Below are 16,590 nucleotides of genomic sequence, written 5' to 3'. Positions count from 1 at the left end.
TGGAAATATCTGGCGCACCGCGGGCCGGACCGTGGCGGCGCGCGGCGTCAGTCCACGGCCTGGCCCATGCAGTGGCCGATCACCTGCAGCAGCTGTTCGACGTCGACCGGCTTGACCAGGTGCCGGTCGAAGCCCGCTTCCAGCACGCGCTGGCGATCCTCGGCCAGGCCGTAGCCGGTCAGGGCCACCAGCTTGATGTCACGCGTGGTAGGGTCGGCCCGCAGGCGGCGCGCCACTTCGTAGCCGTCCATGCCGGGCAGGCCGATATCGACCAGGGCCAGGTCGGGCCGGCAGCGGGCCGCCAGCTGCAAGCCATGGCCGCCTTCGGCCGCCTGCTGCACGGGATAGCCGTAGCAGCTCAGCATCATGGCCATCATTTCGCGGCCGTCGTCGTTGTCTTCGATCAGCAACACGGTCGGCTTGCCCGGCTGCTCGTGGCGGGCCGGCGGCGCCACGGCGGCGGCCCCGCGCGCCACGCGCGGCAGGCGCAGCGTGAAGGTGCTGCCGGCGCCGTCGCCGCCGCTCTCGGCGTGGACGCTGCCGCCATGCAGTTCGGCCAGCCGGCGCACCAGCGACAGGCCGATGCCCAGGCCGCCCTGGGCCCGGTCCAGCGTGCTGGCGCCCTGGACGAACACGTCGAACACCTGGGGCAGCAGGTCGGCGGCGATGCCCACGCCCGAGTCGCGCACCGTCAGTACGGCGTGGTCGCCGTCGGCGCCCGTCTGCACATCGATGCGCCCGCCGGGCGGGGTGTACTTGAGCGCGTTGTCGAGCAGGTTGCTGGCGATCTGTTCGAGCCGGGTGGCGTCGCCGTCGACCCAGGCCGGTTCGAGCTGCTGGTGCAGCGTGTAGTCGGCGCCGCGGCCGGTGGCGCGGCACGTTTCCAGGCAGGCCGCCACCAGCGCGGCCAGGTCCAGGGGCGCGCGGCTGAGCAGGATCTTGCCCGACATGGCGCGCGACAGGTCCAGCAGGTCGTCCACGATGCGGCCCAGGTGCTGGCTCTGGCGCTGGATGATCTGGCGCGCGCGGGCCGCGCCCTCGGCCGATACGCCGGGCAGCCCGATCAGGGTGGCGGCGCTGCTGATGGCGCTCAGGGGATTGCGCAGCTCATGGCCCAGCATGGCGAGAAATTCATCCTTGGCGTGGTTTTGGCGCTCCGCCGACTTGCGCTCCTCGATCTCGCGCGTGAGCCGTTTGTTGGTGCCCGTCAGTTCCGTGGTGCGCAGGCTGAGCTGGCGGGCCTGGCGCTTGAGTTCCTCGTTCTTCATGGCCAGCGCGACGAACACGGCGATCTTGGCGTGCAGCACCTGGGGAATGATGGGGGTGAACAGGAAATCGACGGCACCGCGCTGGTAAGCCTTGAGCCGGTCCAGTTCGTCCGTGAGGAAGGCCGTGACGAAGATGATGGGGATGTCGGCCGAGCGGGCCCGCTGGTGGATGGCCTCGGCCGTCTCGAAGCCATCCATGCCGGGCATATTGACGTCGAGCAAAATCACGGCGAAATCGTGCTTGAGTACCTGGCGCAGGGCGTCCTGGCCGGTGCGGGCCGACAAGACCTCGAACGATTCCTGTTCGGCCCACTGGTTCAGCAAGCTGGTCAGCGCAAACAGGCTGGCGGCGTCGTCGTTGACGACCAGGATCTTCGGTTTTTCTAATGTGGGCACGGGGTCAGGCCTGTCGGTCAGTGCGCTGCGCTGGGAGTGGCGGGCCGCCGGCTGCGGCGAGGGCCGGCGTGATGCCGCCAGATAAGAGCTCAGTCGATCATAGCAACAGCATTTATGAATGTCAAAAGCCGGTTCTATCGTACGCGGGCCGCACCGTACGTTGCCGCACAGACGGTAGCGGCGGCCGCCACCACAGTGGGACTTCAGGCGGGGCGGCACACGGCCGCGGCGCGACAAGCGAGGAGGATGGCATCATGAATCTCAATTCCGTGGTGAGCGACGAGTTTGCCGATGTGGACATGCGGGCGCTGGCCGAGGCCCCCGTCACGGCCCTGCGCAGCATGAGCGGCGAGGGCGCCCGCCTGCTGGCGCAGGAGTTCGGCGTACACAGTGTGCGCGACCTGGCGCGCCTCGATTGCGTCAAGTGGGCCACCGTCATTACGGCGCTGGCCGACGAGGAACCGCCCACGGCCGTGGAGCAGGCCAGGGAAACGCTGCTGGACGAGGCGGTGGAAATGACGTTTCCCGCCAGCGATCCGCTGTCCATCAACGCCAGCGTGACCCGGATCGAGGTGGCGCCGGAGACGGTGGGCGGCCATGAGGATCACCAGCATGCGGGGCAGGTGGAGGAAAGCACGGCCAAGGGCTTGCGGCAGGCGCCGGGGGGCGCACGCGGGGGCGGCACGCCGGTGTCCCGCCATTAGGTGAGCAGGGGAGGGGGCGCCCCGCCAGCGGGCAGGTGGCGGCGCCGTCAGGCCGGGGTGGACAGCATGCTGTGCTGGAGCGGGGCGTCCGGCAGGGGCGCGGCCAGGGCGGCCGCGCAGCAACGGTTCTTGCCGGAACGCTTGGCCTGGTACAGGGCGCTGTCGGCCACGGCGATCAACGATTCGACCGTGGTGGCATCGTCCGGGAACAGGCTGATGCCGATGCTGGTCGACAGCTTGAGCGTGACGCCGTTGATCAGGTAGGGTTCGGACACGGCCTCGATCAGCTTGGAGGCCGGTTCCTGGGCGTCGCGCAGGGTGCTCACGTCGCCCAGCACGATGACGAACTCGTCGCCGCCCACGCGGGCCACCGTGTCTTCCTTGCGCGAGCAGCCGGTCAGGCGGCGCGCCACCAGTTTGAGGATTTCATCGCCGTAGGCATGGCCATAGGTGTCGTTGATGCCCTTGAAGCCGTCCAGGTCCAGGTACATGACGGCCGCCTTGCTGTGCTGGCGCATGGCGTGCTGCAACACGGTGGCGATGCGATCCTCCAGCAGGCGCCGGTTGGGCAGGCCCGTCAGCGGGTCGTGCAGGGCCAGTTCCTGTTGCTGCTTGCTGTATTGGGCCAATTCCTTGTACAGCAGGCGCACTTCCAGCATGTTGTGGATGCGCTTGTGTACTTCGAGCAAGTCGAACGGCTTGCTGATGAAGTCGCGCGCACCCGCCTCCAGGGCGGCGATCTTGAAGCTGGGCTGGGCCGTCAGGGCCAGCACGGGCAGGTAGCCGCCCTGTTCGATTTCCTTGAGCCCCTTCATGACCTGGAAGCCGTTCATGCCCGGCATTTGCAGGTCGAGCAGGATCAGGTCGTAGCAGTGCTGGCGATGCAGCGGGCAGACCTGTTCCGGCAGCATGGTGGACGTGACGTCCAGGTAGCCGGCGTCGCGCAGGATTTCCTGCATCAGGTCGATATTGTCGGCGCAGTCATCCACCACCAGGATCTTGGCGTTCAGGATTTCATCTCGACTCGGCATAGTGTTCTCTGTCATTGCACGCGCCCCGGCACAGTGCCGGTAGCGTAATAAATCGATAATAGCGCGCCCTGCCGGGACACGGCGCACGCGAGAGCAATTATTTCCACATGGAAATTATTGTACCGCGTTTTCATGCTGTTTGAAGTGTAGCAAAGCCACAGAAAGTTGCTGTAGGACAGCGCCGCATGCGCAGGTAGGAATTGACTGTTGCTACTTAGCAATATCTCATGAGGCGAACCCGACGGTCGCTTGCCGGTATTGTTCAATTATAAACTAAATCGGACGGGCCACCCGGCAGCCATCGCCGGCCGTGTCCGCTGCCGCGGCCAGCGCGGCGGGAACGGGCGCCACCGGCGGCAGGGCGTACTGGGCCAAGGGCAGGCGCACGGTGAAGCAGGCGCCGCGGCCTTCCCCTTCGCTGGCGGCGCTGACGGTGCCGCCATGCTGTTCCACCAGGTGCTTGACGATGGCCAGCCCCAAGCCCAGGCCGCCATGGCGGCGGGTGGTGGAAGCGTCGCCCTGGCGGAAGCGCTCGAACACGTGGGCCAGGAATTCGGCCCGGATGCCCATGCCGTCGTCGCAGACGGCAATTTCCAGCTGGCCGTCCGCCTGGCCCAGGCGCACCGTCACGGTGCCGTCCCGTTCCGTGAACTTGAGGGCGTTGCTGAGCAGGTTCCAGATGATCTGTTGCAGCCGGTTGGGGTCGGCCGCCACGACGCCGGCCTGCGGGTCGAAGTGGCGCTCGATGCGGATCTGGCGCGCGTCGGCGGCCGGCTGCACGGCGTCGATGGCGGCCTCGGCGATCGCCTGCGGCGCCAGCACCTGCACTTCCAGCCGCACCTTGCCGGAGGTGATGCGGCTCATGTCGAGCAAATCCTCGATCAGCTGGGCCTGGGCGCGGGCGTTGCGCTCGATGGTTTGCAAGCCACGCTGCACGTCGGCCAGCTCGCGGCTGCCCCGCCGCAACACCTGGGCCCAGCCCAGGATGGCCGTCAGCGGCGTGCGCAGCTCGTGCGACAGGGTGGCCAGGAACTCGTCCTTGAGACGGCTGGTGCGTTCGGCCTCGGCGCGGGCGCAGCGTTCGCTGTCGAGCAACACCTTGCGCTCCTCGGCCGCGCGCTGGGCGGCCGCGTACAGGCGGGCGTTGTCGATGGCGACGGCGGCCTGGGCCGCGATGCCGCCGATGATGCGTTCGGTGCGCTCGGTAAACATGTCCGGTTCCGGATGGCCGAAGTGCAGGCTGCCCACCACTTCGCCGGAACGGGAGACGACGGGCACGGCCAGGTAGCTGCGCACGAGCAGGGCGGCGTCCGGCGCCGGCAACACGTAGCGCGGATCGCGCAGCAAGTCGTTGCTGCGCACCGTGCCTTCGCCGCGCGCGCCCAGGCCGAACAGGGTGCTGGCCCGGGGCCGGCCGAAGTTGGCGAACTGGGCTGGTGCGCTGCCCGACAGGGCGTGCAGCATGTGGGGCGCGCCTTCGCCGTCGCCACTGTGATAGTAGAAGGCGCCGAAGCGGGCGCCGCTGATGCGGGTGGCCGCGTCCGTCACTTCCTGCAACAGGGGCGGCAGGTCGCGGGTGGAGGCGAGGGCGTTGCCGGTGCTGTTGAGCAGTTCCAGCACGGCCGTCTCGTCGCGCAGCGCTTCCTGTACCCGCTTGACCTGGTCCACGTCGGTGCTGGTGCCGAACCAGCGCAGGGCCTGGCCGCTGGCGTCGCGCACGGGGTTGGCGCGGGTGAGGAACCAGCGGTACTGGCCGTCGGCGCCGCGGATCGGTACTTCCATTTCGAACGGCTGGCCGCTCGAGAGCGAGGCATGCCAGCGCGCCGTGAGCTGGGGCAGGCAGTCGGGCGCGTAGACGGCGGGCCAGCCTGGGCCGCTCAACTGGTCGGGCGCCGTGCCCGTGTAGGCATACCAGCGCTCGTTACACCAGATCATGTTGCCATCGCGCCCGGCGATCCACGCCAGCTGCGGCATGGCGTTGGCCAGGGCCCGCATTTCCTCCTCGCCCAGCCGCAAGCGCTCCCGCAGGGCCTGCTCGTTGCGGAGCAGGACCGCGTTGCGTTCCTCGGCCAGACGCAACGCTTCGCGCAATGCGGCGACGTCGTCATCTGCCCCGGAAGCGGGCTGGACAGCTTTTGCCGGGGCGAGCGCACGAGCGCCCATCGGCTCGGTGGAAAATGTCATGAATGGGTCTTTGCCCTAGTGAATCGTTGCAATACCTGCTTGGCCAACGGGGCAAGACGTGCGGTTTGCATGTGACGATGGCAATATTGTAGCGGGCGCGGGGCCGGCGCGCCCGCACGATAGCCGCGCCCGGGTGTGGGATTAGGGCGCGTCATGTTGTAGGCGGCGGCCGATAGTAGCCAGGGCCAGCTGCAATTGTTCGAGTTCGTACGGTTTTTGCAGGGTGGTGGCCGGCCATGGCAGGTGGCGGGTCAGCGCGTCGCCGTAGCCGGACACGAACAGCAGTTGCAGGCCGGGCTGGCGCTCCAGCGCCTGGCGCGCCAGCTCCACGCCGGACATGCCGGGCAGGCTGACGTCGCTGAACAGCACGTCGGGCCGCGCCTGGTCCAGCAGCGGCAGGGCGGCCTCGCCGCTGGCGGCCGTGTCGACCTGGTGGCCCAGGGCGCGCAGCGTCTCGCAGGCCAGGTAGCGGGCATCGCCGTTGTCTTCCACCACCAGGATGCGCAGCGGGCGCTGCTGCGGTGCGGCGGCGGCCGCCGTGGCCGGCGCGAGCGTGCACAGGATGCCGGCCACGGTGTCCTGCCCGTCGCGCACGGGCGTGTAGTACAGGTCCAGCGGCAGTTGCATGGGGACACCGTCGCGCCACACGGACAGTGGCTGACCCCGGTAGCTGGCGCTGTGGCCGGCCCAGGCTTGTTCGATGGCGGCGCCGCTCCAGCTCCAGGCCGGCGGCAGGATGGGCGGCACCTTGCCGCCCGGGGCTTGCAGGCTGGGCGTGCCGTTCAGGGCCACATAGGCGGCGTTGCAGACCATGATCTGTTCGCGGCTCCACATCAGCAACATGGGGGTGGGGCAGTTGAGCAGGATATCGACCACCAGGCGCAGCCCGGGCGGCCAGTGGACGGGTTCGCCCAGCCGGGTAAGCGACCAGTCTGGGGCGGGGGGCACGACGCGGTCTGGCAGATTCATGCGGGGCAGCTGTCGGGTGGCGTGGATGGTGAAATCCTACACCAATTGGCGGCCCATACCCAGACGGACAAAAAAAAGCCCGCTGCGGGAGCGGGCTAAATCTATTTCCTTGGAGGAGATAGAGGAGACAGGTGAATGATGCTGCATTGTAGAAATAGATGCCAATGGTGATTCATGATGTGGGAAATCACTGGCATGAATGAAGTAAGCCCCGAAGTTTGTTGCCCAAGGTGGTGCGGCGAAATAAACGGCGATCGTAAATCATGCTGGACAAGGGCGGCGAAGCTCCCTATAATCTTGCTTCTTTCGGACGGCAAGCCTTCTGAAAGAGGCAATAAACGCTGTTTCTACGTTATTGCAGAGAAGTTGATTCGGTGGTTGTATCGCCAAGCCAACTAAGTGATTGAAAATATCGCACTTTGCAAAATTTAATTAATGCGTTACAATGTTGCTTAAGCGGCTGTAGCTCAGCTGGATAGAGTACTTGGCTACGAACCAAGGGGTCGTGGGTTCGATTCCTGCCAGCCGCACCAGAATATCGGGGTCAGATTGCAAAATCTGACCCCTTTTTCTTTTCCCGCGCCGTTTTTCCCGCCTTGCCGACCACCGATCCGCACCCGGTTTGCGCCCGTCGTAGGCATTCCCATCGAAGTTGCTTTAATAGTAACTATCGTTCCATTCCATTGCAGATGCTGCCGGCCTGCCGTGCGGCGGGCTGGTTCTGGCATACCCATGGCCTGAACGGGCTGGCCGACGCCGGCGACCAGGTGGCCGTGACGCGCCGGGTCAACGGCGGCACGCGGGGACTGGCCGAACGCCTGGCCTTGTACGATACGGCGATGCAAGTGCTGGGCTGAACAAATCGCCCAATCTCCTATTGGCATCCAGAAACACCCCTGCTATAATCTTGCCTCGCGCGGCTGTAGCTCAGCTGGATAGAGTACTTGGCTACGAACCAAGGGGTCGTGGGTTCGATTCCTGCCAGCCGCACCAGAATCAGAAGTAAAGCAAGGGCCTGAAGGTGCAAACCTTCAGGCCCTTGTCGTTTGGCGCGTCCGGCCGGGCCGTCACTGCACCAGCGCCAGCCGGGCGTTGCCCTGCTCGGCGCCCCAGCGCGGATGGCTTTGGTACTGACGCACCAGTTCGGCAAAGGCATCGGCGGGCAGGGGGCGGCCGACGATGTAACCCTGGATCACGTCACAACCGTTATCGCGCAGGAACGCCAGCTGGTCGTCGTGTTCCACCCCTTCGGCGATGACCCGCAGCTTGAGGCTGTGGGCCAGCGCGATGACGGCGCGGCAGATGGCGATGTCGTCCTCGTCGTGCGGCAAGCCGTCGACGAATGATTTGTCGAGCTTGAGGGCGTCGATGGGGAAACGCTTGAGGTAGCTTAGCGAAGAGTAGCCGGTGCCGAAATCGTCCACGTCGATGTGCACCACGCCCTTGGCGCGGATCTGCATCAACATGTCGACCGCGTACTGGGCGTCGTGCATCAGCATGCTTTCCGTCACTTCCAGTTCCAGGAAGCGGGGATCGAGTCCGGTCTCGTCCAGGATCTCGGCGATGGTGGAGGACAGGTTGTTGCGTTGCAGCTGGCGTCCGGACAGGTTGACGGCCACGTTCAGCGCGGGCATGGCGGCGCCCTGCCATTGCTTGATCTGGCGGCAGACGGTTTGCAGCACCCACACCCCCACCTGTTCGATCTGGCCCGTCTCCTCCAGGATGGGAATGAATTCGCCGGGCCCCACCAGGCCCCGCTCCGGGTGTTGCCAGCGCAACAGCGCCTCGGCGCCGATGATGGCCCCTGACTTCAAGTCCAGCTTGGGCTGGTAATAGACGACGAACTCTTCGCGTTCCTGGGCCCGCCGCAGTCCGCTCTCCGTTTCCAGCCGGCCCACGGCCAGCGTGTTCATTTCCGGCGTGAAGAAGCGGTAGCCATTGCCGCCTTCCTGCTTGACGCGGTACATGGCCGTGTCGGCGTTCTTGAGCAGGCTTTCCGAGTCGCCGCTGTCGCCGGGGAAGATGGTGATGCCGATGCTGGGCGTGACAAACGTTTCCTGGCCGTCCAGCATGATGGCCGGCGCCAGCGCGTCGACGATCTTGCCGGCGACGGTGGCGGCGTCTTCCGGCCGGGCGATCTGTTCCAGGATCACGGTGAATTCGTCGCCGCCCAGGCGGGCCACCGTGTCCTCGCCGCGCATGCAGCGCTGCAGGCGCGCCGCCACTTCGCGCAGCAGGCTGTCGCCGGCGTCGTGGCCCAGGGTATCGTTGATGGTCTTGAAGCGGTCCAGGTCGAGGAACATGACGGCCACCAGGCCCTTGTGGCGCTCCACGCGGGCCAGCGCCTGCTGCAGGCGATCGCGGAACAGGTCGCGGTTGGGCAGCAGGGTGAGGGCGTCGTAGTGGGCCAGCACCTGCAGCCGGGCCTCCGCCTGACGGCGCTCGATGGCGATGCTGGTCAGATGGGCGGCGACCCAGATCAGTTCCCGGTCATGGCGCGGCTGGTCGGCCGCGTTGCGGTAGTGCGCCACGATCACCCCCAGCAGCTGCCGGGTGGAGGACAGGATGGAGACGGCGAAACAGGTCTGCAGCTCGTGCCTGGCCAGTAAATCGCGGTAGCCGGACCAGGCCGGCTCGCTGGCGACGCCTTCGATGACGCCGCTGAATTCGTCCGACAGGCCATGCTGCTGCAACGGGCCCTGGGTCGCCGCGTTGGCGAAGATCTGCTCCAGGCAGGGCTGGCCGTGGCGCACGATGGTGTCCTTCACGGCACGCGGCAGGCTGGGGCCGGTGGCATACATGAGCTGGCCGTCGGCGCTGCTTTCGCGGAACAGGATGGCGCAGAACATTTGACCGGACAACATCTCCACGTGCCGTCCCAGCACTTCCAGGGCCGCTTGCAGGGTGGTGCCGCAGACCACCATTTCCAGCACTTCCTTTTCGGCCGCCAGCAGCGACTCGGCCCGTTTGCGTTCGCTGATGTCGCGGAAACTCGATACGCGCCCGGCCACCTTGCCGTCCACGAACTGGGGCCGCGAATTCCATTCGAACAGGCGGCCGTCGCGCAGTTCCAGCATGGCGCCCTGGTCGCCGCCCACCTGCCGGGTCAAGTCCTTCTGCATGGCCAGGAAGGTTTGCGGCTCGCGCAGCTGGTCGGCCAGCAGGACCAGCGTTTCGATCGCGGCCACGCCGGCCGTGGAGCCCTTGGGCAGGTTCCACAGGTCGAAAAAGCGCTGGTTGGCCACGATGGGCCGGCCATGGATGTCGGTGACGAAGATGCCATCGGCCGTCGATTCGAGCGTGGCCGAGAAGATGGACAGGGATTTGGCCAGCCTTTCCTCGGTCGCCTTGCGCACGGTCACTTCCTCCAGCGCCAGATGGAAGGCGCGCAGCGGCACGCTCTTGAGCGAGGTGAAGGCGATCAGGCCCAGTACCAGGCCGGGAATGCACATCAGCAGCGTCACCAGCAGCATGGGCCGCAGCGAATGGCGTAATTCGAGCCGCCAGCCCAGGCCGCCGCCGTCTTGCTCCAGCATGGCGGCGCGGCTGACGGCGGGCTCGCCCGGCTCGGCCTGGTTGGCCGCCAGCAACTGCCCGTCCGGGCCGGTGAGGCGGACGGCCGTATCCTCGCCCAGCCAGGCCAGCGAGGCGGCCAGCGCCTGGGGCGAGCGGCCGGCCGGGCCGGCTGGCGCTGGCGCGCCATGCAGCATCGTGTGACCGGCCACGCGCAGCGCCACGTCGAGCGGCGCCAGTGCGCGCTGGTAGCCGACGATGAAAAACAGCAGCGGCACCAGCAAGGTCACCAGGGCGCCGCCGGCCCAGGCCAGACGGGATATCGCGCCTGGCAATTCGGGATGGGATTCCGGCGGGGGCAAGGGGGACATGGATTGGACAAAAATCAAAAGTGTTAACGGGGAGTGCGCGCATTTCACGCGCACCGGCGAGACATCTTGTTTCTGTAAGGCAATCCACTGCGCGCTGACGCGCAGTTACATGATTGAAGTTCATTAAAACACATGCCGTTTTTGAGCGGTTGGGCTAGTTGCAAAAACTCATCATATATTTTTTATATGCAATAAGCCGTGGCGAGTGATGCTGGCTATGCCGTGGCGCGGCGGGCCCGCTCTCATGGCGTTTGTTTTTTTGCATACATATTGGCTTTTGCAATGAAATGGCCGATGATTTGAAGCATCATCGACCGGGGAATTGCCCATGACCATCATCACCTGCATAGACGACTTGCGCGTCCTGGCGCAAAAACGCGTGCCGCGCATGTTCTATGACTACGCCGACGCCGGCTCTTGGACGGAATCGACCTACCGCGCCAACAGCGGCGATTTTGCGGCGATCAAATTCCGGCAGCGGGTGGCCGTCAACCTGGAAAACCGTACGCTGCACAGCACCATGGTCGGGCAGGAGGTGGCCATGCCGGTGGCGCTGGCACCGACCGGCCTGACCGGGATGCAGCATGCGGACGGCGAAATCCTGGCGGCGCGCGCGGCCGAGCGTTTCGGCGTGCCGTTCACGCTGTCGACCATGAGCATCTGCTCGATCGAAGATATTGCCGCTCATACCAGCAAACCGTTCTGGTTCCAGCTGTACGTGATGAAGGACCGCGAGTTCATCAACCGCCTGATCGACCGCGCCAAGGCCGCGCGCTGCGCGGCGCTGGTGCTGACGCTGGACTTGCAGGTGCTGGGCCAGCGCCACAAGGATTTGCGCAACGGCCTGTCGGCGCCGCCCAAGCTGACGCTGGCCAACATCGTCAACATGGCCACCAAGCCGCGCTGGTGCCTGGGCATGGCCGGCACGCGTCGTCACGGCTTTGGCAATATCGTCGGCCATGCCACGTCGGTGTCGGACATGTCGTCGCTGTCGGCCTGGACCAGCCAGCAGTTCGACCTGAGCCTGTCGTGGCAGGACGTGGAGTGGATCAAGCAGCGCTGGGGCGGCAAGCTGATACTCAAGGGCATCATGGATGCGGAAGATGCCAGGCTGGCCGCCGACAGCGGCGCCGACGCGCTGATCGTCTCCAACCATGGCGGGCGGCAGCTCGACGGCGCGCAATCGTCGATCGGCGCGCTGCCGGCCATCGTGGAGGCGGTGGGCAAGCGCATCGAAGTGCATATGGATGGCGGCATCCGCTCCGGCCAGGATGTGATCAAGGCGCTGGCGCTGGGCGCGCGCGGGGTCTATATCGGCCGGCCTTTCCTGTACGGGCTGGGCGCGATGGGCGAGCAGGGCGTGACCAAATGCCTGGAGATCATCCGTAACGAGCTGGATTTGACGATGGCGTTTTGCGGCTTGCGCGATGTGCAGCAGGTGGACCGGAACATTCTGTTGCCGGGGACGTTTTAAATTGCATGCAATATTTCAGTATTAACCATATGCACCGCCGCGGCTATGTTTGATAAATGCCAGCGCAAGCGCCCGTGCGCTTGTACCACGCCTGTTGCGGAAACAATGGCCGGTAGCTGGCCGCCAGCGCATCGTCCTCGTCGAACGTGCGGTCCAGGCCCAGCACGCCGAACGGCGCCAGGCTGTCGTGGAACAGGCGCAGCACGCGCCGCCGCAGCACGGGGCCGAAGTCGGGCAGGGCGCGGCGGCATACGATGAGCTGGAACTCGTTGAACGAGGCGTCCGTCACCAGGTTGTACTGGGCCCACGTGATGCGGTTGCGCAGCTGGGGCAGCAGCACGGCCCGTTCGCCCTGGACCTGGAAATGGTCGAGCAGTTTGCCCTGGCCACCGCAGCGCACATAGTTTTCCTGCAGCGCCGGCAGCTGGGACAGTGGCAGGCTGTCGTCCTGCGCCTCGGCCAGCTGTTCGTCGCTGGGCACGGTGGCGAAAATCTCCGTGCGGCCGTCGAGCTGCTGCTCGCGCAGCAGGATGGCCAGCGTCCACGCCTGCTGGGCGCCGGCGCAGTCGGCCAGCCATACCTTGGGCAGGGCCGCGCCGTGCAGGCAGCCGCCCAGCACGGCGCGCAGCTGCGACACTTCCTGCGCATCGTCGAACATGGCCGCCGGCGGCACGTGCAGCGCCCGCAGCAGCGCGGCCACGGCGCCATGGTCGTGCAGCACGCGGTCCTGCAGGGCCGAGATGGTGCGCGCGCCCAGCTGCGCCATCGCGGCGCGCAGCTTGTGCCGCAGCGCGCTGCGTTCGTGGCCCCGGAAGTCGTAGCCGTAACACTGGAACAGCGCTTCGAGCAGCAGTTCCAGCTCCAGTTCCTCCACGGCCGGTGCGCCGGGCTGGCCCGTGGCCGGTTCGACGGTATCCATGGCGCCCGCCATCAGTGCAGCCAGACCCGCATCAGCGACAGCAGCTGCGCCACGTCCACCGGCTTGGTGATGTAGTCCGAGGCGCCGGCCGCGATGCATTTGTCGCGGTCGCCCTTCATGGCCTTCGCCGTCAGCGTGATGATGGGCAGCGAGCGGAATTTGGGGATGCGCCGGATCGCGCGCATGGTGTCGTAGCCGTCCATCTCCGGCATCATGATGTCCATCAGGACGATCTCGATGGTGGGGTCTTTTTCCAGCACTTCGATGCCGTCGCGCCCATTCTCGGCGAACGAGACCTGCATCTGCTGGCGCTCCAGCAGCGAGGATAGGGCGAAGATGTTGCGCAGGTCGTCGTCCACGATCAGCACCTTGCGCCCGGCCAGTCCGCCCTCGGCGGCGTGGATCTCTTCGAGCATGCGGCGCTGCGCCTCGGGCAGGCTGGCCTGCGAGCGGTGCAGGAACAGCGCCGTCTCGTCCAGCAGCCGCTCCGGCGAGCGGGCGTCCTTGATGACGATGGTCTTGGCGTAGCGTTTGAGCTTGGCCACTTCCTTGCGATTGAGTTCCTTGGCCGTGTTGATCACGATGGGCAGGTCGCGCAGGGCCGGGTCCTTGCCGATGCGGTCGAGCAGGTCGAAGCCGCTGATGTCGGGTAGCGTCAGGTCCAGCACCATGCAGTCGAAGTGCGATTCGCGCAACGCGTCCAGCGCGGCCTGGCCCGTGTCCACGGCGACGATGCGCAAATCGGCGTCGCCGATCAGGGCCACGATGGCGTCGCGCTGGTGCGGCTCGTCGTCCACCACCAGCAGGCTGCGTTTGCCGCCCAGCAGGAACTTCTGGATGCGGCCGAATTCCTCGTTCAGCGCCTCCTTGCCAACCGGTTTGTTCATGTAGGAGATGGCGCCCTGGCGCAGCGCCCGCTCCCGTTCGCGCAGGCTGGACATCACATGCACCGGGATGTGGCGCGTGCTGGGGTCGCGCTTGAGGCGGTCCAGCACCGTGAAGCCGTCGATGTCGGGCAGGTCGATGTCGAGCAGGATGGCCGAGGGCAGGTAGTCGCGCGCCAGGCTCAGGGCCGAGTCGCCCTGGTGGGTGACGATGGCCTTGAAGTTCTTCTCGCGCGCGAAGTCGAGCACGATCTTGGCGAAGCGTTCGTCGTCCTCCACGATCAGCACCGACGGGTCGCCGGCCGCGATCAGGCTGCGGTCGTCGCCGGTGGCGTTGTAGTCGGCCAGGTCGTGGTCGGCATCCTGCCCGGGCGACGTGGCTTCCTGTTCGTCATGCCCGTTTTGCGGCGGCGAAGCGTATATCACTTGCGGCGGCGGGGAGGGCAGGCGCACCTGCGGCTGGCGTCCCATGTCGTAGTTGATGAAGCCGGCCCGGTTGTAGGGCAGGAACAGGGTGAAGGTGGAGCCGGCGCCAACCACGCTTTCGACCCGGATCTCGCCGCCCAGCAGGCGCGCCAGCTCGCGCGAGATGGACAGGCCCAGGCCCGTGCCGCCGTACTTGCGGGCGGTGGAGCCGTCGGCCTGCTGGAACGCCTCGAAAATCAGTTGCAGCTTGTCGGCCGCGATGCCCACGCCGGTGTCGCTGACGGCAAAGGCCAGCACGGCGTCCGCGTGCAGCAGGTTGGGGTGGTCGCTGGTAAAGCCGCTCGTCACCAGGCTGATATTGAGCGACACCTGGCCGTGGTTGGTGAACTTGAAGGCGTTCGATAGCAGGTTTTTCAGCACCTGCTGCAGGCGCGTGGTGTCGGTCATCATGGCCGTCGGCAGCGCTTCGTGCAGCACCACGGTGAACGACAGGTGCTTGGCCTCGGCCATGTGGCGGAAGGTGCGGTCGACGTAGTTGCGCAGGTTCTGGAAGCGGTATTCGGACACGTCCAGCGTGACGGTGCCCGATTCGATCTTGGACAGGTCCAGGATGTCGTTGATCAGCGTGAGCAGGTCGGAGCCGGAGCCGTGGATGGTCTTGGCGAATTCCACCTGCTTGCCCGACAGGTTGCCTTCCGGGTTGTCGCCCAGCTGCTGGGCCAGGATCAGCAGCGAATTGAGCGGGGTGCGCAGCTCGTGCGACATATTGGCCAGGAATTCGGACTTGTACTTGGACGACAGTGCCAGCTGGGTGGCCTTTTCCTCCAGTGCCAGCTTGGCCTGTTCCACTTCGCGGTTCTTGCGCTCGACCTCGATGTTCTGCTCCGACAGCAGGCGCGCCTTCTCGGCCAGCTCCTGGTTGGTCTGCTGCAGTTCCTGCGCCAGCGACTGCGACTGGGTCAGCAGCGACTCCGTGCGGCTGTTGGCCTCGATCGTGTTGAGCACCACGCCGATCGATTCCATCAGCTGGTCCAGGAAGGACAGGTGGGTTTCCGTGAAGCGGTCCAGCGAGGCGATTTCGATCACGGCCTTGACCTGCTGCTCGAACAGGATGGGCAGCACGACGATGTTGGTGGGCGGCGCCGCGCCCAGGCCGGACGAGACGACGATGTAATCGCGCGGCACGTCCGTCAGCCAGATGCGCACCTTCTCCAGCGCGCACTGGCCCACCAGCCCTTCGCCGGGCAGGAAGGAGGTGGGCAGCTTGCGGCTGGAACGGTAGCCGTAGCTGGCGATCATGCGCAGGCGGGCGTCGCTCTCCTGCGAATCCATCATGTAGAACACGCCGTGGTGGGCCGACACCAGCGGCGCCAGCTCCGACAGGATCAGCTTCGTCACGGCCTGCAGGTCGCGCTGGCCCTGCAGCAGCCGGGTGAAGCGCGCCAGGTTGGTTTTCAACCAGTCCTGCTGGGCGTTCTTGAGCGTGGTGTCCTTGAGGTTGCGGATCATCTCGTTGATGTTGTCCTTCAGGTAGGACACTTCGCCGCGCGCCTCCACCTGGATCGAACGCGACAGGTCGCCCCGCGTCACGGCCGTCGCCACCTCGGCGATGGCGCGCACCTGGTTGGTCAGGTTGGCCGCCAGCTGGTTGACGTTCTCCGTCAAGTCCTTCCACGTGCCGGCCACGCCGGACACATTGGCCTGGCCGCCCAGCTTGCCCTCGGTGCCGACCTCGCGCGCCACCCGCGTCACTTCCGAGGCGAACGAGGACAGCTGGTCCACCATCACGTTGATGGTGTCCTTCAGCTCCAGGATTTCGCCCTTGACGTCCACGGTGATCTTTTTCGACAGGTCGCCGCGCGCCACGGCCGTCGTCACGGCGGCGATGTTGCGCACCTGGCCCGTGAGGTTGGAAGCCATGAAGTTCACATTGTCCGTCAAGTCCTTCCAGGTGCCGCCCACGCCGGGCACGTAGGCCTGGCCACCGAGCTTGCCTTCCGTGCCGACCTCGCGCGCCACCCGCGTCACCTCGGAGGCGAACGACGACAATTGGTCCACCATCACGTTGATGGTGTTTTTCAGTTCCAGGATTTCGCCTTTCACGTCCACCGTGATCTTTTTCGACAGGTCGCCGTTGGCCACGGCCGTCGTCACGTCGGCGATGTTGCGCACCTGGCCCGTCAGGTTGCCGGCCATCGAGTTCACGCCGTCGGTCAAGTCCTTCCAGGTGCCGGCCACGCCGGGCACGTTGGCCTGGCCGCCCAGCTTGCCCTCGGTGCCCACTTCGCGCGCCACCCGCGTCACCTCGGAGGCGAAGGAGTTCAGCTGGTCCACCATCACGTTGATGGTGTTCTTCAGTTCCAGGATTTCGCCCTTCACGTCCACCGTGATCTTTTTCGACAGGTCGCCGTTGGCCACGGCCGTCGTCACGTCGGCGATGTTGCGCACCTG

10 protein-coding genes and 2 tRNA genes are annotated in these 16,590 nt (G+C 66.2%); 5 read left to right on the top strand and 7 right to left on the bottom strand.

What is annotated here, in order from left to right; genetic code table 11:
- Positions 1-47: 47 nt before the first annotated feature.
- Positions 48-1,664 (bottom strand): response regulator, encoded by a 1,617-nt coding sequence (locus AC3WOS_RS14790; RefSeq protein WP_492716781.1) that lies wholly within the window; start codon positions 1,662-1,664, stop codon positions 48-50.
- Positions 1,665-1,918: 254 nt separating this feature from the next.
- On the opposite strand from AC3WOS_RS14790, the gene AC3WOS_RS14785 reads away from it, so the two are divergent.
- Positions 1,919-2,368: a hypothetical protein gene (locus tag AC3WOS_RS14785; protein WP_492716780.1), complete on the top strand. Its 450-nt coding sequence runs from the start codon at positions 1,919-1,921 to the stop codon at positions 2,366-2,368.
- A 47-nt stretch (positions 2,369-2,415) separates the two neighbouring features.
- On the opposite strand, the gene AC3WOS_RS14780 is transcribed toward AC3WOS_RS14785, so the two are convergent.
- The 3 genes from AC3WOS_RS14780 to AC3WOS_RS14770 form a co-directional block, all read right to left on the bottom strand.
- Positions 2,416-3,399: a response regulator gene (locus AC3WOS_RS14780; RefSeq protein ID WP_492716779.1), complete on the bottom strand. Its 984-nt coding sequence runs from the start codon at positions 3,397-3,399 to the stop codon at positions 2,416-2,418.
- Between the two features lie 273 nt (positions 3,400-3,672).
- A complete protein-coding gene (locus tag AC3WOS_RS14775; protein ID WP_492716778.1) occupies positions 3,673-5,583 on the bottom strand; it encodes a sensor histidine kinase in 1,911 nt (636 codons plus the stop codon).
- A gap of 141 nt (positions 5,584-5,724) precedes the next feature.
- Positions 5,725-6,552 carry a response regulator gene (locus tag AC3WOS_RS14770; RefSeq protein WP_492716777.1) on the bottom strand — a complete coding sequence of 276 codons (828 nt, stop codon included), beginning with the start codon at positions 6,550-6,552 and terminating at the stop codon, positions 5,725-5,727.
- A 456-nt stretch (positions 6,553-7,008) separates the two neighbouring features.
- On the opposite strand from AC3WOS_RS14770, the gene AC3WOS_RS14765 reads away from it, so the two are divergent.
- From AC3WOS_RS14765 to AC3WOS_RS14755, 3 genes are all read left to right on the top strand, one after another.
- A tRNA-Arg gene (locus tag AC3WOS_RS14765) sits at positions 7,009-7,085 on the top strand.
- Between the two features lie 156 nt (positions 7,086-7,241).
- Complete coding sequence (locus AC3WOS_RS14760; protein WP_492716776.1) at positions 7,242-7,409, top strand: hypothetical protein; 168 nt, start codon at positions 7,242-7,244, stop codon at positions 7,407-7,409.
- Between the two features lie 59 nt (positions 7,410-7,468).
- Positions 7,469-7,545, top strand: a tRNA-Arg gene (locus AC3WOS_RS14755).
- A gap of 74 nt (positions 7,546-7,619) precedes the next feature.
- On the opposite strand, the gene AC3WOS_RS14750 is transcribed toward AC3WOS_RS14755, so the two are convergent.
- Positions 7,620-10,436: a sensor domain-containing protein gene (locus tag AC3WOS_RS14750; RefSeq protein ID WP_492716775.1), complete on the bottom strand. Its 2,817-nt coding sequence runs from the start codon at positions 10,434-10,436 to the stop codon at positions 7,620-7,622.
- A 328-nt stretch (positions 10,437-10,764) separates the two neighbouring features.
- On the opposite strand from AC3WOS_RS14750, the gene AC3WOS_RS14745 reads away from it, so the two are divergent.
- On the top strand, positions 10,765-11,910 hold the full coding sequence (locus tag AC3WOS_RS14745; protein WP_492716774.1) for an alpha-hydroxy acid oxidase: 1,146 nt from the start codon (positions 10,765-10,767) through the stop codon (positions 11,908-11,910).
- Between the two features lie 43 nt (positions 11,911-11,953).
- Here AC3WOS_RS14745 and AC3WOS_RS14740 read toward each other — a convergent pair whose 3' ends face one another.
- Together AC3WOS_RS14740 and AC3WOS_RS14735 are read right to left on the bottom strand one after the other, a co-directional pair.
- Complete coding sequence (locus AC3WOS_RS14740) at positions 11,954-12,829, bottom strand: CheR family methyltransferase (protein ID WP_492716773.1); 876 nt, start codon at positions 12,827-12,829, stop codon at positions 11,954-11,956.
- An 11-nt stretch (positions 12,830-12,840) separates the two neighbouring features.
- Positions 12,841-16,590, bottom strand: a 3,750-nt coding sequence (locus tag AC3WOS_RS14735; protein WP_492716772.1) for a response regulator, incomplete at its 5' end; no start/stop codon positions are given.

The sequence above is a fragment of the Rugamonas sp. FW305-51 genome, assembly GCF_058786935.1.
Note: the sequence above shows the minus strand (reverse complement) of the source record. Positions and strands in the feature narration are given on the sequence as shown.